Genomic DNA, 18,469 nt, shown 5'->3' with positions numbered 1-18,469 from the left:
CGGAGTTTTAACTGGAAAAGGTTTAACTTACGGCGGAAGCTTAATAAGACCAGAAGCAACTGGATTTGGAGTAACTTACTACTGTAATGAAATGCTTAAACATGAAGGTTTAGATTTCAAAGGAAAAACAGTTGCAGTATCAGGATTTGGTAACGTTGCTTGGGGAGCATGTATAAAAGTTAGCGAATTAGGCGGAAAAGTTGTAACACTTTCAGGACCAGATGGATACATCTATGACCCAGAAGGAGTAACAGGAGAAAAAATAGATTACTTAGTAGAAATGTTAAACATAAACAAAGGTGCAAGAATTAAAGACTATGCTGACAAATATGGCGTACAATTCTTTGCAGGAGAAAAACCATGGAATGTTAAAGCTGATATCATAATGCCATGTGCAGTGCAAAACGATATCCAATTAGAACATGCAAAACAAATAGTTGCAAACGGAGTTAAATTCGTATGTGAAGCAGCTAACATGCCATGTACAAATGAAGCAGTAGAATACTTCCAAAAGAACGGAGTAATAGTAGGACCTTCAAAAGCAGCTAATGCAGGTGGAGTTGCTACATCAGCTCTTGAAATGTCACAAAACAGCATGAGATTATCATGGACAGCAGAAGAAGTAGATGAAAAATTACATGCAATCATGGTTAACATCTACAACAACTGTAAAAATGCATCAGAAACTTATGGATTTGGATATAACCTAGTTGCTGGAGCTAACATAGCTGGATTTGTTAAAGTTGCAGAAGCTATGCACCAACAAGGAAATTACTAAAATTTTTAGAGAGAGTCTTTTATAGATTCTCTCTTTTTTATTTTCACTAATAAAATGTAAGTTTACAAAAAATTCACACTGTTGTATAATGGTGATGTATCATTATATTTCCAATAATTAAAGTTTTTTTAGGAAGGGGGACGATTTGTTGAAGAATTTCAAACACAAAAAATTGACAGCAAGGTTAATGACATTATTTATGGTTTTCTCACTTTTGACACCTGGTGCGTTTACGAAAGTAAAGGCAGAGGCTGCCGCTAAATCCTTTGACTTAATTGAAGTTACTGACTTTCATGGAACATTGGAGGATTCAAGCAGTCCAGCATTACCTGTTGGTGCGGTTCTAGCGAAAAATATAAAGGACATAAAAAGTGCAAATCCAGATAGAACATTAGTTATCGGTGGAGGAGATCTTTACCAGGGTACACCAATGTCTAATGTATTATTTGGAGTTCCAGTTCAAAAACTCATGAGTAATATAGGTATGGAAGTAACTGCATTAGGAAATCATGAATTTGACTGGGGATTAGACAAAATAATAAACACAACTATGAAGGATGCAAAATACTCAATTATTTGCGCAAATCTTTATGATAAAAATAAAGGGACAAGAGTATTTGATCCATATAAGATAATAACTAAAGATAACGTTAGAATAGCACTTATAGGAGCAATAACTACCGAAACTCCAAGTATAGTTTTACCTGCCAATGTAGCTAATTACAAATTTACGGACCCAACGGCAGAAATAAATAGCATTGCAAAGGATATAAAAGATAATAAAAAAGCTGATGTAATACTAGCAGTTATGCACGAAGGAAGCAATAATGATTGTAAAACAGGACCAGTTTTCGATATAGCTGATAAACTTTCAAACGTTGATGCCGTTATAGGTGGACACTCGCACACTGCTGTACAAGCTATAAGTAAAAATGGGGTGCCAGTTGTAATTGGAAAAGCTCAAGGAAAAGGATTTACAGATTTGAAGATGGACGTAGATTCATCAGGAAAAGTATCTTTTACTAATACAGAGTCAAGCTTTATAGCACTAGATAATGATAAAGCAAATGGATATAAAGCTAAAAATCCAATTACTGATAATGATGCCGTGAAAATAGTAAATGATGCAAAAAACCAAGTAGGACCTACATTTAAAGAAGTTATTGGAAATACAAAGAATGATTTAACAAGGACACAAAACTGTAGTCCTTTCGGGGAATCTTATCTTGGAAACTGGACAGCCGATATTATAAAAGCTAAAGGACAGGCAGAAGTTGGATTCCAAAACAATGGAGGTATAAGAATTGATATACCAGCAGGTGACATAACTGTTGGGTCAATATTCTATTTAATGCCTTTCGATAATGAAGTCGTTACAGTTAATATGAATAAAGCTCAATTAGTTAAAGTATTTGAGGAAGCGCTTTCAGATAATGGAAAGGGTATTCAATCCTCAGGACTTAAGGCTACTTATGATATGAGCAAACCAAGTGGAAGCAGAGTAACTAGCCTAACAAGAGAAGATGGAAAAGCTATTTCAGATAGTGAAACGATAAAGGTTGCGACTAATGACTTTTTAGGACAGGGTGGGGACGGATTTATAGTATTTAATGAACCGTCTGTTAAGTCAACTTTAAACAATACACACATACTTGTCAGAGATGCTTTAATTGAAAATGTAAAATCAAATAAAGGTATAGTTACAAATATGGACAATAGACTTGCAGGAAGTGGCACCGCAGCTAGCACTAGTGCAACAACTGCAGAGGATAACAGTGCAAAGATAACTATAGTTGGCACATCAGATGTTCATGGAAGTATTTTACCTATAGATTATAGCAGCATGAAGGCAGCAAATCTAGGACTAGCAAAAGTTTCTTCTTATGTAAATAGTGTTAGAGCAAATAATGATAATGTAATGCTTGTAGATTCAGGAGATACTATACAAGGAACTCCACTTTCATATTATTTTGATAAAATAGATACTTCTTCAGAATATCCAATGATGAAGGTAATGGGTGCCATGAAGTATGATACATGGACTCTTGGCAATCACGAGTTTAACTATGGATTAACAGTTTTAAACAGAGTAATTAAAGATGCTGAAAAAGAGGGGATAAATGTTTTATCAGCAAACACATATAAAACTTCAGATAACTCGAATTTTGTAAAGCCATATGTGGTAAAAACTTTTAAAGTAAATGGAAAAGACGTAAAAGTAGGAGTATTAGGACTAACAACTAAGTGTATTCCTAACTGGGAAAATGCTTCAAACTATAGTGGGTTAAAGTTTAATGACCTAGTAGATGAAGCAAAAAAATGGGTACCAATATTAAAAGATAAAGAGAAAGCTGATATAGTAGTAGCAACTATTCATAGTGGAGAGGAAAGTGCTAATGACACAATACCAGAGAATCAAGTTAAAGCTGTAGCAAGTAGTGTAGACGGAATTGATGCAATAATATGTGGGCATGCTCATTCTGTAATTGCTGGGGATCTTACAGTTAAAAATCCAAGTGGCAAAGTGGTTCCAATTACAGAACCAGGTAAATCAGCTCAATATGTTTCACAGGTTGATATAACTGTAAATAGTGATGGAACTGTAGGAACTGTTACTACTAAAAATGTGAAAATGGATGAAAAAATTGAAGCCAACCCAGCTATATTAAAGATTGCACAGCCTTATGAAGATGCAACTGTAAAATATGTTGGAACTGTTATTGGAAAGTCAGAAGGGGAATTCCCAGGCACTAAGCAGACAACTGAAGAAACAGCGCTAATGGATTTAATAAACAAAGTACAGATGGATGGAGCCAAAACTCAGCTGTCTATAGCAGCACCTTTAAGTTCAAGTGCATACATACCAAAAGGTGATGTGACAATACAGAGTATGATGGGTGTATATGTATTTGAGAATTTCTTATATGGAGTTAAAATGACAGGAGCACAATTAAAAAAGTGGATGGAATACTCAACCAGATATTATAAACAAGTATCGAATCCAGGTGATCCAGTAGTTAAGGACTCAGTATTAAATATTCCAGATTACAACTTAGATCAATTGTATGGAGCAACTTATGACATAGACTTAACTCAACCAGCATGTACAGTTGATCCTACAACAGGAGTAGTCGTTAGTGGAGACAGAATTAAAAATTTGAAATTTAACGGAGTTCCTGTAAAAGATACCGACGAATTTACTGTTGCAATAAACAATTATAGATACAATGGCGGCGGTGGTTTTATGAAAGCTGCTGGCCTAAAACCAGGAGATTCATCTATAACAGTTTATGATTCGGCTAAGACTTTAGGTGATGATGGACAAGTAAGAAATATGATGATTAAGTATATTCAGGATAAAAAGACTATTACACCAGATGTGGCTAATAATTGGAAGATTAGTACGACCCAAATACTTCCATTTACACCGCAAATTATTGAAGGTGCAGATCGATATGAAACAGCAGCTAATGTTTCAAAAGCTGGATGGGATAAAGGTTCTGAATATGCTGTACTAGCTAATGGTGAGATGTTTGCAGATGCACTATGTGCAGCGCCGCTTGCTAAAAAATACAATTGTCCTATAATATTGACTCAGGCTAATCAGCTTCCAGAAGCTTCAAAAGCTGAATTAGAAAGATTAGGAGTAAAACATATAATAATTGTAGGTGGACCAGCTGTAGTATCAAAAGATATTGAAGGCGTTCTCCAAAGCTCTTTAAACTCAAAACCTGATGTTAAGAGAATATATGGTTCAGATAGGTTCGAGACTTCTGCAAATATAGCAAAAGAACTTGGAACAAAGGACAGTGCTGTCATAGCAAACGGATATAATTATGCGGATGCTCTATCAATATCAGCAATAGCTGCAGCAAAAGGAATGCCAGTGCTTTTAACAGAAAAGAATAAGCTTCCACAAAGTATAAGTGCATATTTATCACAAAATAAGCCATCTAATTCTTATATAGTTGGATTAGAAGGTTCTGTTGATAAAAATGTAGAAAAAATATTAGATGGTATGGTTTCCAAGGATGCAGTGAGACTTGGTGGAAATGACAGATTTGAAACTAATATTAATATATTAAAGCAGTTTGAAAGTGATCTTAAGTTTGATAAGGTATATGTAGCATTAGGAGATGGAGCTACAGGTAGTGAATTTGCAGATGCTCTATCTGGAGCAGCATTAGCCGCAGAAGGTAGTTCACCAATAATTTTAACTTATAAATCAGTACCAAAGGTATCAATTGAATATATGAGAAATAAGTTGAATTCCAATACTACAGTTGTACTAATAGGTGGACAGACTCTGATACCAGCAAATTTCTAAAATAAATACAAAATAAGCCACATAAATAGAGCAAAAACTCTTATTTATGTGGTTTATTTTATTTAAGAATTAATAAACTAAGGATTTGTTTTTCATATATAATCTAAAAACTAATTCTTCTATTAAAGAAAATATACTAGTTGCTATGAGATATATTCCAACAGCTATTGGGAGTCTTGTAGATATAAAAATGCTGACTAGACCTATTACTAAAAGTGTAGATTTAGGGGTATCAGCATATGAGGACAATTTAAAGAACGACAAATATGATAATAAATTCGGACTTAATGTACAGAATGCATATATTATCGGAATAATAAGGTGAGTATCCGTTAACTTTATATTGGCTACCCATGGAACAATGACAGTGCTAGCTTGAACGGGCATTGTCAAAAAAATGCCATACAATGTAAAAATTATTGGAATCTGAAGTAAGCTGACTAAATATCCAAGCATGCTTTTAGCACTTTGGCTATAGTGTTTTTTCATCTCTGTCTCTAATTTTTCTTTATTGTTTTTATACTTTTTTTTCAGTCCATCGATTTTCTTAGCTAGGTTTTGTTGTTGATAGATACTAAACTTTTGTTTCATTGACATTGGTAATAGAACTGTTCGTACTATTATAGTCAATAGTACGATAGCAATTCCCCAATCGCCTGTCATATTAAAAAAATAATTTAATGTTGTGTTTAAAATATTTGAAATGATGTTCATTTTTTATCTCTCCTTCTTTAATGTAATACCTTGTAGAACATCATTGCATTTAAAATCTAAAATGAAATCGCCATATGCCATATTTTTCAAAGGACACATAGTTCTCGCGGAGTAGAGCTCTTTGAAAATCTAAACTTGAGCAATATATATATTTTATAAATGAAAAGTGAAATTTTTTAACAAACTGCTTTAATGAGTAAATGTAGCAGTAGAAAACACTTGTAAGGAAAAATAATATAAAAAATATCTGAAATATATTCAAAATGTTACGTTCCATGATTAAATACCTCATATTTAATAAATTATTTATTATTATAGCATCAAAATTAAATAAATATAACAGTTTACAAAATATTATCAATTTTTTAATTGAAGATCAATAAATTTTAAAAATAGTTAAAGAAATTATAGAAAAGCGGCGATAACTATAAGAAGAGTATAGATACTTCTGAGGAGGGTATGTAAGATGAGAATAAAACATAAGATACCAATGACAGTTGGAGCAATGATACTAATTACTATGATAGTGGCTTGTACAGCTGTATATTATAAAATTTCAAATAAACTTTATAGCACTAGTGAAGTAGAAATGAAATCTTTAACAAACAAAAGCATAGAAACTATAAATGTTATGATAGGACATGAGAGTAGTAAAGTAGAGGGATTAGCTAATAAAAAATCTACTGTTGAACTATTGCAAATTCACAATAGTTCCTATGGTTCTCAAATATATGCAAATGCAGTTGAAAATGTTAGCAAAGAGTTGGATGAATATGTGAAGAAACAAGGGAATTTAGAGCATGCATTTATAGTAGATAATAGTGGAACGATTATAGCAGATAGTGATAGAAAACTTATAACACAAAATATATCTGATCGAAATTACAATAAAGAGGCATTGAAGGGAAAAGCGGCAATTAGTGAAACGTTAACTTCAAAATCTACTGCTGCACAAATAATAGTAATCACAAGCCCTATAACATTGAATGGAGTTAGTTATGGATATGCTGCTGCCGCAGTTAGAGCTGAAAGTTTTGCAAAATACTCTAATAATCTTTCTGTAGGTGGATCGAGCAGTAGCTATGCATATCTTGTAGATGAAAAAGGAAACATGATTTATCATCCTACTAAGACTAAGATAGGTAAACCGGTAGAGAATGATAAGATAAAAGAAGTTGTGAAAAAAATCCAAAGTGGCGAAAATGTAAAGGGTGATATAACAGAATATTTATTTAATGGGCAACAAAAAATATCTTATTATAATGTTATACCAGGTGTAAAATGGACTCTTGTTTTATCAGTAGATAAGTCAGAAATAGTTTCTGAGGCTAGAAAAGTAACTTTAGTTATAGTGGCTATAATGCTTGGCATAGCTGGAATAGCAATTTTTTTTGGAAGCATTTTATCAAAAAAAATAACAGGTCCAATAGAAAAGGTTTCAGAATTAGTCGATAAAACTTCTAGTCTTGATTTAACGGATTTAAAAGAGTATGACTATTTATTTAATTATAAGGATGAAATAGGAGATATTTTTAGAGCGGTTGTAAAAATGAGAGAAGTTTTGAGAGGTGTAATTGGTGAATTAACAACAGTATCAAATAATGTAAGCAATAGTACGAGTTTTGTACAAGAGCTTACGGGAAAATTAAAAACCTATTCAGGAGAAACTTCTTCGGAAGTTGAGAACATATCAGCTGTAATGGAAGAAACTTCAGCGACTTCAGAAGAAATTTCTGCAACATCAAGTGATATGGTCAATTCTGTAATGGCAATGGCAGAAAAGGCAGAATTAGGAGCAAAAAGTTCAAAAGATATTTCAAAAAGAGCCGAACAGCTAATGAAGTCTTCCGAAAAATCCGTTAAAGAAGCGGAAGATATTTATAATAATGTTAAAGCTGAGCTTGAAAAAGCTATAGAAGGCACCAAAGCTGTAAACAAAATAAGTGAGCTTATAGAAGGAATTTTGGGCATTACAGACCAAACTAACTTATTAGCGCTAAACGCGTCTATAGAAGCAGCCAGAGCAGGAGAAGCTGGAAAAGGGTTTGCGGTGGTAGCGGATGAGGTTAGAAAGCTTGCGGAGGAATCTGCAGGTACTGCAGAGAATATACAAAATGTAGTAGGTGCTGTAGAAGATTCTGTAAAAAAATTAATAAATAGTTCAGTAAGTTTATTAAAGTTTGTTGAAAATACTGTAACAGTTGAATATAAAAACATAACAGATGTAGCTATTAAATATAATAATGATGCGGAATCAGTAAATGAATTTATGATTAATTTTAGCGTAATTGCAGAAGAATTGAATGTTTCTATTGAAGAAATAGTTAAGGCTATAAATGAGACGTCCCTAACTATAACTAATAGTGCATCAGGAGTTCAAAATATATCAGAAAAATCCAGCAATATATCAGAGAAACTTCAAGATGTAAATGAAAGTGCTATAGAGAATATAAAAAGTGTAGAAAAACTTGAGAAAATAATAAAAGAATTTAAATTTTAGCTTGGTAATAAAAGGGACTGTTGTACTTATAGAGAAGCGCGCAGCCCTTTCTGTTTGTATAAAAGAGTTCATTTTAGGGCATAAAGGATGTACTAGATATCTAGATAAATGTTAAAATATATAAAGTAAATAAATTATATGTGAAAAAGGATGAGAATTTATGATACATCTAATTAAGGATGAATTACAGGGGATAGCTGAGACAATTAAAGCTATAATGGGGATTGATGTTACTATTATGGACAGAAATCTTCTTAGAATAGCTGCAACAGGAAGATTGCAGGAAAAAATAGGAGCGTATGGACCTAGAAACTCTGTATTTGAAAGATGTGTAAAGACAGGAAAACCATATCTTATAGAAAACCCCAGAAATTGCAGTGAATGTACTATTTGTGATATAAAAGGTGCTTGTGATGAAAAGGCCGAAGTATGTTTTCCTATAATTATAGATGATAGAGTTGAAGGCGTTATTGGAATGATTATCTTTGAGGAACAGCAAAAAGAGACATTTTTAGAAAAGAAGGACAGTTATACAGATTTCGATAAGAGAATGAGCGAGTTTATTTCATCGAGAATTAAAGAAAAAACTATTAATAATAAGCTTGAATATAAATCAAAAGAACTCTTAACTGTAATAGACTCTGTAAATGAAGGAATTATAATTATAGATGATGATAATAAGATACTTAGCATAAACAAATATATAAAAGAAAAATTTAGATTAAAAGACTTTGGAATTGTTGGAGAAAATATATGTGAAATTCTTCCGTATAAAATAATTGATAAGTTGAAGAAGTCAAATTATTGTATTGATGAAGAACAGATAAATATTGCATATAACAACTGCAAAAATGTATTTTTCTTGTCAATAAAGCCAATTAGAGTTAATGAAAAAATTTCTGGAGCAGTTATAACTTTTAAAGATTTTAATAAATTACAGCAATCTGTCTTAAAAATAAGTGAGAAACATCCAGTGTTTACTTTTGAGAATATAATAGGGAATAGTACTATGTTCTCTCAAGTTAAAGAACAGGTAAAGGTAATTTCAAAACAAAATGTTCCAGTATTATTGTTTGGTGAAAGTGGAACGGGAAAAGAATTATTTGCTAGAGCTATTCATTTTGAAAGTGATAGAAAAAATGAAATTTTTATGCCTATAAATTGTGGTGCAATACCAGAAAGCCTTGTGGAGAGTGAACTATTTGGCTACGAAAAAGGAGCATTTACGGGAGCCAGTAGTAGTGGGAAAATGGGTAAATTTGAAATTGCAAAGGATGGAACTGTGTTTCTTGATGAAATAGGAGATTTGCCTCTTCATATGCAAGTTAAGCTTTTGAGAGTACTTGAAGAAAAAGAAATTACTAGAGTTGGAGGGGTAAATACTATTAAGATTGACTGCAGAATTATCGCTGCCACAAATAAACATCTACATAAGATGGTTGAAAGAGGAGAATTTAGGCAGGATTTATTTTATCGACTGAATGTTATACCTATCAATATACCTTCACTAAGAGAAAGAGAATATGATGTGCTGGAACTATCTGTACACTTTTTAAATAGGTATAATAGGATATACGGAAAGGATATAAAAGGTTTTACTGATGAGGTAAAAAATGCCTTAATTAACTACTCTTGGCCTGGAAACGTAAGGGAACTGCAAAATTTAATAGAATATGCCATTAATTTTGAAACAGAAAAATATATTACCTTAGGTACTATAAGGAAAAGGATTGTTAACGAAGATAGTGTAATGTATGTTGATAAAGGCTTAAAAGAGATGGTTGCAGAGTATGAAAAGCAAGTGATTAATAAACTAATTGAGCATTATGGTACTGACACAGAGGCGAAAAAGCTAATTGCAAAAAAATTAGGAATAAGCTCAGCTACTTTATATCGTAAGCTTGAAGAATAATATAGATGTGAAATTGATTTTTCTCAAAAATGATAAAAATTATTATTTTTGAGAAAAGTTTTTAATTCAAGTATAAAGCACTTTCCAGAGATATTATATCGTTTTCATAAATTAAATTCTTATATTTGAGAAAGATTTAAAAATGGATCTGATAAAAATGCCGAACTAGGATTGGCATGACAATTGCTTATTAATAATTTATAGATAAAAAATTTGGAGGTAGTTAATTTATGAAAAATAATGAATTATTAATAAGCATATTGAAGGATCAGGTAGTTCCAGCACTTGGATGTACAGAGCCAACTGCAGTTGCATATGCTACTGCAAAAGCTAAAGAACTATTAGAAGAAGATGTCGAAGCACTTAATATATTAGTTGATAGAAACGTATTGAAAAATGGTAAAGAAGTAGGTATACCAGGAACAAATGAAAAGGGAATTGTAGTTGCTGCAGCTTTAGCATTAATGGTAGGAAAATCAGAATATAAGCTTGAAGTATTAAAAGAAGTGACTAATAGTAGTTTAGAGGAAGCACTTAAATTAATAGATAAAAATATTATAAATTTGGATTTAAAGAAAGATGTTACAGGACTTTATATTGAAGTAATTGCTAAAGGTAAAAACAATACTTCAAGAGTAGTTATCAAAAAGACCCACTTAAATATAGTTCTTCTTGAGCAAAATGGAAAATGTGTTTCAGAACAAAATGAAAAAGAAGAAGCAGCAAAGCCATCTTTAAGAGATAGAATTAGAGAATTTACAATTGCTGATTTAAAAGAATTTGTTGATACTGTAGAATTTGAGAAAATTAGCTTTATCAATGAAGGTATTGTAATGAATAGAAGAATTGCAGATGATGATTTAAAATACAACCTAGGTATTGGTCTTGGAAATATGTTAAATAGCGAAAATGAAGGACTAGAGCAAAGTGCTAAGGCAATAACTTCAGCTGCTTCAGAAGCAAGAATGGCAGGTCATCCATTACCAGTAATGAGTAGCGCAGGAAGTGGAAATCATGGATTGGTTGCAATATTACCTATAGCTATAATAGGACAAGGAATGAAGATAGATAACGAAAAGATAATTAGATCTGTAACATTAAGCCATTTAGTTACTATATATATAAAGAGCTACACAGGTTCATTATCACCAGTTTGCGGATGCGGCGTTGCTGCAGGAGTTGGTGCTAGTGCAGGATTGTCATATCTATTAGGTGGAAACCTTGAACAGATCGGAGGAGCTATCAAAAATATGATAGCAGGTATCAGTGGAATGATATGCGATGGAGCTAAAATTGGATGTTCATATAAGCTGGCTATATCTGTAAATGCAGCATTAGATGCAGCTAAAATGGCAAACAAAAATGTATTTATACCTTCAAAGGATGGAATCCTTGATGATTCTGTAGAAAAGACAATACAAAACTTAGGAAGAGTATCAAATGAAGGTATGGCAAATACTGATGATATAATTCTTGAAGTAATGCTTGAAGGATGCAAATAATCAAAAAAATAGATAAGGTGCAGAGCTTTGGATCTGCACCTTATTTGCTTTTGTTAATATGGTTTTATAAACATTTGAGTCCAGTAAGGAACTCCTTTTGAATTTTTAGCCAATCCTACACCAATTTCTGAATAAGCAGGACTTAGAATATTACTTCTATGTCCAGGTGAATTCATCCATGCTGTCATTACTTGCTCTGGTGTTTGCTGTCCCATTGCTATATTTTCGCCTGCTGCGGAGAAATTTATTCCAAAAGATTGTATCATTGTAAAAGGTGAACCATAAGTAGGTGATGTATGAGAAAAATATCCTTTATCTATCATGTCCTGTGATTTATATCTAGCTATTCTGGAAAGCTGCCAGTTAGCCTTTAGCGGAGGAAGTCCTGCTTTAGCTCTTTCGGCGTTAACTAAAGTCACAACTTTATTTTCAGCATTTTTAACATCTTGAATATTTGGAACAGTTATTTGTTGTCCTGGATATATTAAAGATGGATTGCTGATTTGAGGATTTGCAGATATAATTTCACTTATACCAATTTCGTATTTTACTGCAATCTTCCACATAGAATCCCCAGGAACTACTGTATAGGTTGTAGGCTGAGCGTGAACTTTGCTGCCAAATAACATTAAAGATAAAATTGAACTCATTAATATTGTTTTTCTTTTCAAATGAATCACCTCGTTAAATATTTTGTGAAGGTGAAACTATATTTATGTTATGTATATTGTGTAATTGATACAATAAAATGCTGAAAACATAGATATATTTCATCATGAGATAAATATAGATTTATTTGAATATATTTAAATAAATATTTAAATATTCTAGTGGTATATACATTTACTAATTAAGATAAAAATCTTAATTTTAAGCTCTATATTGACTTTATAACAAGTAAAAGTATATTATGGATTTGAATTAATTATTTAAGCATTAAAGATTTCTTTAGAATAAAAAGGAGTGAAATATGAAGGTTGAAGTACTAGAAGTATGCCTTAAAGGAGGAACTATATTAAAGGAAAATTATGAAATAGAAAAGGTAATATCAAAAGGAAAACTGTCTATAACATATTTAGGAAATGATTTATATAAGGAGACAAATTGTATCATAAAAGAGTATTTCCCTGAAAAGCTGGCTTTAAGAGATATGGATAATGAAAAAGTTGTTTGTAAAAGTTTGTTGCTAAAGGAAAAATTTTATGACTTAAAAGACATATTTTTTAATGAAGGAGAAATACTAAAAAAACTTAAACATAAAAGTATATCCAGCTATATTGATCATTTTGAAGAGAATGATACAAGTTATATAGTAATAAAATATTACGAAGGGAAAACTTTGGATGAATACATAAAGGAAAATAATAATATTTCCATATTATATTTGCTAAAAAAAATATTTATTCCTATTGCTAATGCCATTAATTATATGCATAAAAAAGGCATAATACACAGAGATATTAAACCAAGTAATATAATAATGGACAAACATGGAGATCCTTTAATAATCGATTTTGGCTCATCTATAAACTACAGGATATGTAATAAGAAGAATATATTTATTACGCCAGGATTTTCACCGTTGGAGTTTTATTCAGAAGAATCCAAACAAAGCAGGTATTCAGATGTATATAGCTTTGCTGCCACACTGTACTATTGCTTGTGTGGAAAAGTTCCAATTAGTGTAACAGAAAGACTTATTGAAGATAAAATAGAAAATATAAGAAATTATAATCAAGAAATATCTTTACTTTTTTCAAAAGTTATAATGAAAAACTTATCTGTTAATTTTAAAGAAAGAATTCCATCCTTAAATTTTTTTAAAGTATTCATATATTTAGAATGCATTAGATTAAAAATAAAAATTTTAATACAAAGAATTAATAAGAATAATAAACCATGGTAAAAGTTTAGTTTAATTGAATTTTTACTATGGTTTATTATATTTTACCGAAATAAAACTGATTACCATAAAGGTAAAATTTGTCCGTTTGATTTGGATAAAAAAGTAAAACATGTCCTAAAATATATGAAAATAATACTTAAAATGCATATTTAACATTAAATTTCAATTTAAGACATAATAATGCTATTTTAGTACTTTTATCTTGAAAAGTAAGGTGCTAAGGTAGTATACTCAATAACTGAGATGGCCTTAATTGTTTTATAGCAGATAACAGTTTCAGACTGTTAATTTTATTTAACTTAAACTTCCTGATCAAAAGTTTGAGAGTAGCACATAAAATATTTTGCAAAAAGGGGGAAAAGTATGGATACTATTTACCAAACAAATAGAAGTATGCTTTTTGAAGAAATTAATCCTGAAAAATTGGATCTTATTACAATTGTAGGAGATGTCAAAGGAATAGACAGCTTAAGCGATGATAAAATCAAAGAAATAAATGAACAGCTTCTTGTAAAAAATTTTGATGAATTCTTAGAGAAATTTTCTCCAAGTGTATATTCCTTCTATAATGCTGCGAATCAAAAAGTAGCATATACACTTAAGAAGCCAGAGAATATGTCTGAAGAGAGCATTTCTGAAATTAAGCTTGATAAAAATAATGATTTTCTAAAGATGTTATTTACTCTAATAGATACCAAAAGAAGTCAGGGAATAAAAAATGTTGATTTCAAATTTGAAAAGGTTTTGGATATGATATCTCCCAAAAAAATTGTGGAAGATATAAAGCAGGTAAGAAAAGAAATACACTACATATACAACAAATATGAAGAGCTAGACGAAGAAGATCCAAAAAAGCTGGAGCTTGGTGATAAATTAAACTATAAGTTTGAAGAAGCTAGTCAAAATTATAACAATGTTATGGCAATGCTGCCACTGGCTATAGAAGACATTAAAACAAGACTTTTATTTGGTAAGAGCCAGGAAGATGGTGATGTAGAGGCCATTCAAATAGGTATGCTTACTATGGGAGAAAATGGTGAATTAAAAATATTGGAAGCACCAAAAAGTGACAGCAATGCATTAATGGTTTTGAATGAAGATAGAAGCAACAATCTTGTAAGTGTGTTTGAAGAGGATTATAGTGCTATTACAGAAAATCCTTCTGATTATGTAAAGGATCTTGTAGTAAGAACTTTTTGTCCGTTACCAGCAGTGCAAACTGAGATAGATATTGAAAGGGAAGTGCAAAATTATAATACTTACCTTGAATTCTACAAAAGTGCAAAGGATGACTTTGTAAAAACTGCTAAACCTTTAGTGGAAAAAATATTAGGCGTAAAAATGTTCTTTGATCAATATAACACTAAGACCAAAGGAATGCAGCCAACACTCATTATTACAAACAATAAATTAGATATGACAGTTAAAAGCAATAATATAGATAGATTGGAAACCTATTTAAATACAGTAAATGCTAAAAATGATTTTACAGATACAATATGGTTCAGCATAGTTCCAGCTATAGAAATAGCTTCTGTAGGACAGGTAAAAGCCAGAAGAGAAAGATTTAAAGGAAATGAAAAAATTTCTAAAAAAGAAGGCAATACCATTGAATCGTTAACTTCACTTCTTGAAACTTTAAAGAAATATAGGGTTCAGGTATTCTTTAACTTTGATGCTAATGACGAGACTACCTTTAATAATATGGCAACAGCTGGAATTGATAAATATATAGAAAAATGTGAAATGCTGACCCGTCAGGAGTACAGTGAATTTGCAATACCATGCATGCCTAACTTTACTATTATTCCTAAAGACAAATCAGGGGTAGTGATAGACAGCAAGATGCTTCAAACTGAGGGGGGAGCAAAGCTTTCTCAGGAAAAAGAAGACATATTAAAATTATGGATAGAAGGAGTATATGTAGATGCTTCTTATATAGCGGCAGGAATAGTAGCAGCTTACCAATGTCCAGAATATTTAAAAGAATTGTTTAGAAATGTAAGCAGAGACTATCCAGGTATCAGATTTGATATAGAGTCAGGTGAAAATAACTTAAGAGTAACTACAACTATGGCAAAAGAAATATCTGGCTTTACAAATAATATAAAAGATTCAATAAATAGAAGAAACTTTGGCTTTGTATTTTCTTCTGAAAATGCACAGTTTCAAGGAAAAGATATAAAAAGAATAACTGTTTATAAAGCAAGAAGTCTTGCTCTTACAGAAGATGGGTTTGATTCAATTTATAAGACAAGCGTAAGTACTTATATAGAGAGAATTTTAAGGTTCCAAACTAGTGATTTTAAACAGGATAATATTGTTAAATTTTTCAGTAATAATCCAAGCAGCCAAAAGAGTAAATGGATTAACAGCAGGAGCTTTATAAATTCAGTAATTCAAGAGGGAGATGACTTAAACTATATCATAGATGATGCAAGTAATTTATGTCAGATCGACCTTGTATTCAATGGAAATGTTAAGAACCTTGAAGTTGCCATTACAAAAAGTACAAGTGCTGTTAAATAGCATACAAGTTATATCAAATTTTGAAATTAATGCTTTCCTAGGCAGCATTAATATAAATAAATTTATCAAATTTTAAGGAGGATATTTTTATGGGATTCAGATTAAAAGTTGAAGGTGCAGAAACTATTGAGTTAGGAGCAGATAATATTGTAAATGCGGTTTACAAAACAGATACTCCAGATGATTCAAATGCAAGATCTACTGATGTAGGTTCAATACTTACATTACAAGGTAAGATTATTACATCCACAGATGGAGATAAAGCAGATGATACTATGAAATTAGCTTTATGGTCACTTGTATCAGCAGAAAAAGCAGATTGTTACAGAAAAGTAACACTTGAAATGATAGCTGCGGATCAAATGGTAAGAAAAATAAGCATGCCAAATGCATTTGTGGTAGATTATACTGAAGAATTTGGAGATACTGAAGGCGTAGGAAGCTTTGAAATTGTAATTAAACAAAAAAGAGATAAGAATGAATTTGTTAAAATTGAAGGCGGATATGCTGCAGGCTAATATGATATTTTAAAATCATCTTATAGTCAAATAAACTTAAAAGGCAGAAGATTCTGCCTTTTAAGCCTATAAAATACTTTAAAAATATGTTCACTACAAATATAAAAGTTTTTAGATGCAGTGAAAGGATAAGAAAATGGATAATTATTATGAAATATTGGGTGTAGAAAGACAAGCTTCTCAAGATGAGATAAAAAAAGCCTTTAGAAAATTAGCAAAACAGCATCATCCAGATCTAAATCACGGAACTTTTGAGTCGGAAGAGAAGTTTAAAAAAATAAATGAAGCTTATAATGTCTTAAATAAAGAAAATTTAAGAAAAGAATATGATTTGAAGCTTGACGGCGGAGAAAAAAACAATATTAATCAAAAAACTCATGAAAAAAGAAAAGAAGCAGAAAAAAATAATTATAAAAACATTAACATTGATGATATAGAAAAGAGCTTTGAGAATTTTTTTGGATTTAATCCTAAGAGTAAAGAAAGAACTAATAAGGTAAATAAAAAAAATCCCATTGATACTACAGATATTTTTGAAAGATATTTTGGGCCTAAGAAGAAATAGCAGCTAAAAGGAGGAATAAAATGCAGAGAATACCGGATTATCTTAATATAGTAAAAAATATAAAAAAATACGTTATGTTAAAAAAATTAGAACAATATTCAGAAAGTACTGAAAGAGATATAAGCATAATTGCTATAGACACTCTTATAGCGTTATCGGTAATAGCAGCTGCTTGCTATATTTATTTTATTAACCATAATAGAATTTTAAAAATATCAATTAGTATTGTAATTCTTTTAGGCGTTATTTTTTATATTATAAAAATATCACTTTATGTAAGGTCTAATGGCAAAAGAGAACCTGGAATAACAACTCTGATACTTATAGATGGAAAGGGTTCATACTCAACGGAGTGGGAAATACAAGGAAAAAAATCTTTACTAATAGGTAAAAATACAAGAAATAGTGAAGTTGACATAGATTTATCTAACACGGAATATTCAACGCTTGTTAGTAAGCAGCATGCAATCTTAAATTTTGCAGCCAATAATTGGTTTATAGAAGATATAGGGTCCTGCAACGGTGTTGGAATAAAAAAAATGGATGAGGTTTCTAAGAAAAAAATAGAAAAAGATATACCATATAAACTAGATTCAGGAGATATTATTTACATAGCGAACACAAAAATATTTGTTAAATAAAATTATGCATCGTATTTATGATAAATGGAGGAATAAAAATTATGAGTTTAGCGAGATGTGCAAATGGACATATGTTCAATTCAAAAAAGTATGGGAATACCTGTCCCTATTGTGATATATCCTTAGAACAAAATTTAAAAGCTGATGTTCCAAAAGCAGAAAATAGAGCTGAGGATGTTGAAAAGACTATGCCTTATTGGGATGAATATGAAGGTGTAGAACCGGTGGTAGGCTGGCTTGTATGTATAGAAGGTGCTCAGAGGGGACAAGATTATAAAATCAGAAGCGAGAAAAATTTTATAGGAAGATCTGAAGAGATGCATATACAAATAACTGGAGATAACTGTATTTCAAGAAGAAATCATGCAGCTATAATTTATGATCCTAAAAACAGAAACTTTATACTTAAGTCAGGAGATGCCTCGGGACTTGTTTACCTTAATGATGAGGCAGTATATTCCTCAGAAGAGTTAACTGCTTACGATGTAATACAAATGGGAAAAAGTAAGTTTATATTTATTCCTTTATGCGGAATTCATTTTGAGTGGGAAAATGATAAATAAAAGGAATGATAATT

Annotated in this window: 13 protein-coding genes; 11 read left to right on the top strand and 2 right to left on the bottom strand. The window is 31.1% G+C overall.

Features of this window, described 5'->3' with window-relative positions; translation table 11 throughout:
* Both I6U48_RS20780 and I6U48_RS20775 read left to right on the top strand, forming a co-directional pair.
* Positions 1-778, top strand: a 778-nt coding sequence (locus tag I6U48_RS20780) for a dehydrogenase family protein (RefSeq protein WP_512699252.1), incomplete at its 5' end; no start/stop codon positions are given.
* 145 nt (positions 779-923) lie between these two features.
* Positions 924-5,105 (top strand): 5'-nucleotidase C-terminal domain-containing protein, encoded by a 4,182-nt coding sequence (locus I6U48_RS20775; RefSeq protein WP_376774588.1) that lies wholly within the window; start codon positions 924-926, stop codon positions 5,103-5,105.
* Between the two features lie 69 nt (positions 5,106-5,174).
* Here the strand turns inward: I6U48_RS20775 and yidC are convergent, their stop codons facing one another.
* A complete protein-coding gene (yidC, locus tag I6U48_RS20770; protein ID WP_218322396.1) occupies positions 5,175-5,819 on the bottom strand; it encodes a membrane protein insertase YidC in 645 nt (214 codons plus the stop codon).
* A gap of 466 nt (positions 5,820-6,285) precedes the next feature.
* On the opposite strand from yidC, the gene I6U48_RS20765 reads away from it, so the two are divergent.
* The 3 genes from I6U48_RS20765 (at position 6,286) to I6U48_RS20755 (ending at position 11,733) form a co-directional block, all read left to right on the top strand.
* Positions 6,286-8,319 (top strand): methyl-accepting chemotaxis protein, encoded by a 2,034-nt coding sequence (locus tag I6U48_RS20765; protein WP_218322395.1) that lies wholly within the window; start codon positions 6,286-6,288, stop codon positions 8,317-8,319.
* Between the two features lie 160 nt (positions 8,320-8,479).
* A complete protein-coding gene (locus tag I6U48_RS20760; protein ID WP_218322394.1) occupies positions 8,480-10,231 on the top strand; it encodes a sigma-54-dependent Fis family transcriptional regulator in 1,752 nt (583 codons plus the stop codon).
* Positions 10,232-10,461: 230 nt separating this feature from the next.
* Positions 10,462-11,733, top strand: a complete 1,272-nt coding sequence (locus I6U48_RS20755) for an L-cysteine desulfidase family protein (RefSeq protein ID WP_218322393.1) — start codon at positions 10,462-10,464, stop codon at positions 11,731-11,733.
* Between the two features lie 53 nt (positions 11,734-11,786).
* Here I6U48_RS20755 and safA read toward each other — a convergent pair whose 3' ends face one another.
* On the bottom strand, positions 11,787-12,383 hold the full coding sequence (gene safA / locus I6U48_RS20750; protein ID WP_512699253.1) for a SafA/ExsA family spore coat assembly protein: 597 nt from the start codon (positions 12,381-12,383) through the stop codon (positions 11,787-11,789).
* A gap of 320 nt (positions 12,384-12,703) precedes the next feature.
* Here safA and I6U48_RS20745 point away from each other — a divergent pair, with 320 nt between their 5' ends.
* From I6U48_RS20745 to I6U48_RS20720, 6 genes are all read left to right on the top strand, one after another.
* Positions 12,704-13,639: a serine/threonine-protein kinase gene (locus I6U48_RS20745; RefSeq protein WP_218322391.1), complete on the top strand. Its 936-nt coding sequence runs from the start codon at positions 12,704-12,706 to the stop codon at positions 13,637-13,639.
* A gap of 363 nt (positions 13,640-14,002) precedes the next feature.
* A complete protein-coding gene (locus I6U48_RS20740) occupies positions 14,003-16,168 on the top strand; it encodes a transcriptional regulator (protein WP_218322390.1) in 2,166 nt (721 codons plus the stop codon).
* Between the two features lie 89 nt (positions 16,169-16,257).
* Positions 16,258-16,686: a membrane-associated protease 1 gene (locus I6U48_RS20735; protein ID WP_218322389.1), complete on the top strand. Its 429-nt coding sequence runs from the start codon at positions 16,258-16,260 to the stop codon at positions 16,684-16,686.
* A 136-nt stretch (positions 16,687-16,822) separates the two neighbouring features.
* Complete coding sequence (locus I6U48_RS30190; RefSeq protein ID WP_218322388.1) at positions 16,823-17,251, top strand: J domain-containing protein; 429 nt, start codon at positions 16,823-16,825, stop codon at positions 17,249-17,251.
* 20 nt (positions 17,252-17,271) lie between these two features.
* On the top strand, positions 17,272-17,892 hold the full coding sequence (locus I6U48_RS20725; protein ID WP_218322387.1) for an FHA domain-containing protein: 621 nt from the start codon (positions 17,272-17,274) through the stop codon (positions 17,890-17,892).
* A 41-nt stretch (positions 17,893-17,933) separates the two neighbouring features.
* A complete protein-coding gene (locus I6U48_RS20720; RefSeq protein ID WP_218322386.1) occupies positions 17,934-18,455 on the top strand; it encodes an FHA domain-containing protein in 522 nt (173 codons plus the stop codon).
* Positions 18,456-18,469: the final 14 nt, after the last annotated feature.

This window comes from Clostridium thailandense (genome assembly GCF_019207025.1).
Classification (GTDB): Bacteria; Bacillota; Clostridia; order Clostridiales; family Clostridiaceae; genus Clostridium_AM; species Clostridium_AM thailandense.
This window is presented reverse-complemented; position numbering and strand designations above follow the sequence as displayed.

Bases quoted from the DNA above. Each gene is read 5' to 3' on its own strand.
- I6U48_RS20760 (WP_218322394.1), top strand. From the start codon at position 8,480: ATGATACATCTAATTAAGGATGAATTACAGGGGATAGCTGAGACAATT.
- I6U48_RS20735 (WP_218322389.1), top strand. From the start codon at position 16,258: ATGGGATTCAGATTAAAAGTTGAAGGTGCAGAAACTATTGAGTTAGGA.
- safA (WP_512699253.1), bottom strand. From the start codon at position 12,383: ATGAGTTCAATTTTATCTTTAATGTTATTTGGCAGCAAAGTTCACGCT.
- I6U48_RS20720 (WP_218322386.1), top strand. From the start codon at position 17,934: ATGAGTTTAGCGAGATGTGCAAATGGACATATGTTCAATTCAAAAAAG.
- yidC (WP_218322396.1), bottom strand. From the start codon at position 5,819: ATGAACATCATTTCAAATATTTTAAACACAACATTAAATTATTTTTTT.
- I6U48_RS30190 (WP_218322388.1), top strand. From the start codon at position 16,823: ATGGATAATTATTATGAAATATTGGGTGTAGAAAGACAAGCTTCTCAA.
- I6U48_RS20765 (WP_218322395.1), top strand. From the start codon at position 6,286: ATGAGAATAAAACATAAGATACCAATGACAGTTGGAGCAATGATACTA.
- I6U48_RS20755 (WP_218322393.1), top strand. From the start codon at position 10,462: ATGAAAAATAATGAATTATTAATAAGCATATTGAAGGATCAGGTAGTT.
- I6U48_RS20745 (WP_218322391.1), top strand. From the start codon at position 12,704: ATGAAGGTTGAAGTACTAGAAGTATGCCTTAAAGGAGGAACTATATTA.
- I6U48_RS20725 (WP_218322387.1), top strand. From the start codon at position 17,272: ATGCAGAGAATACCGGATTATCTTAATATAGTAAAAAATATAAAAAAA.
- I6U48_RS20740 (WP_218322390.1), top strand. From the start codon at position 14,003: ATGGATACTATTTACCAAACAAATAGAAGTATGCTTTTTGAAGAAATT.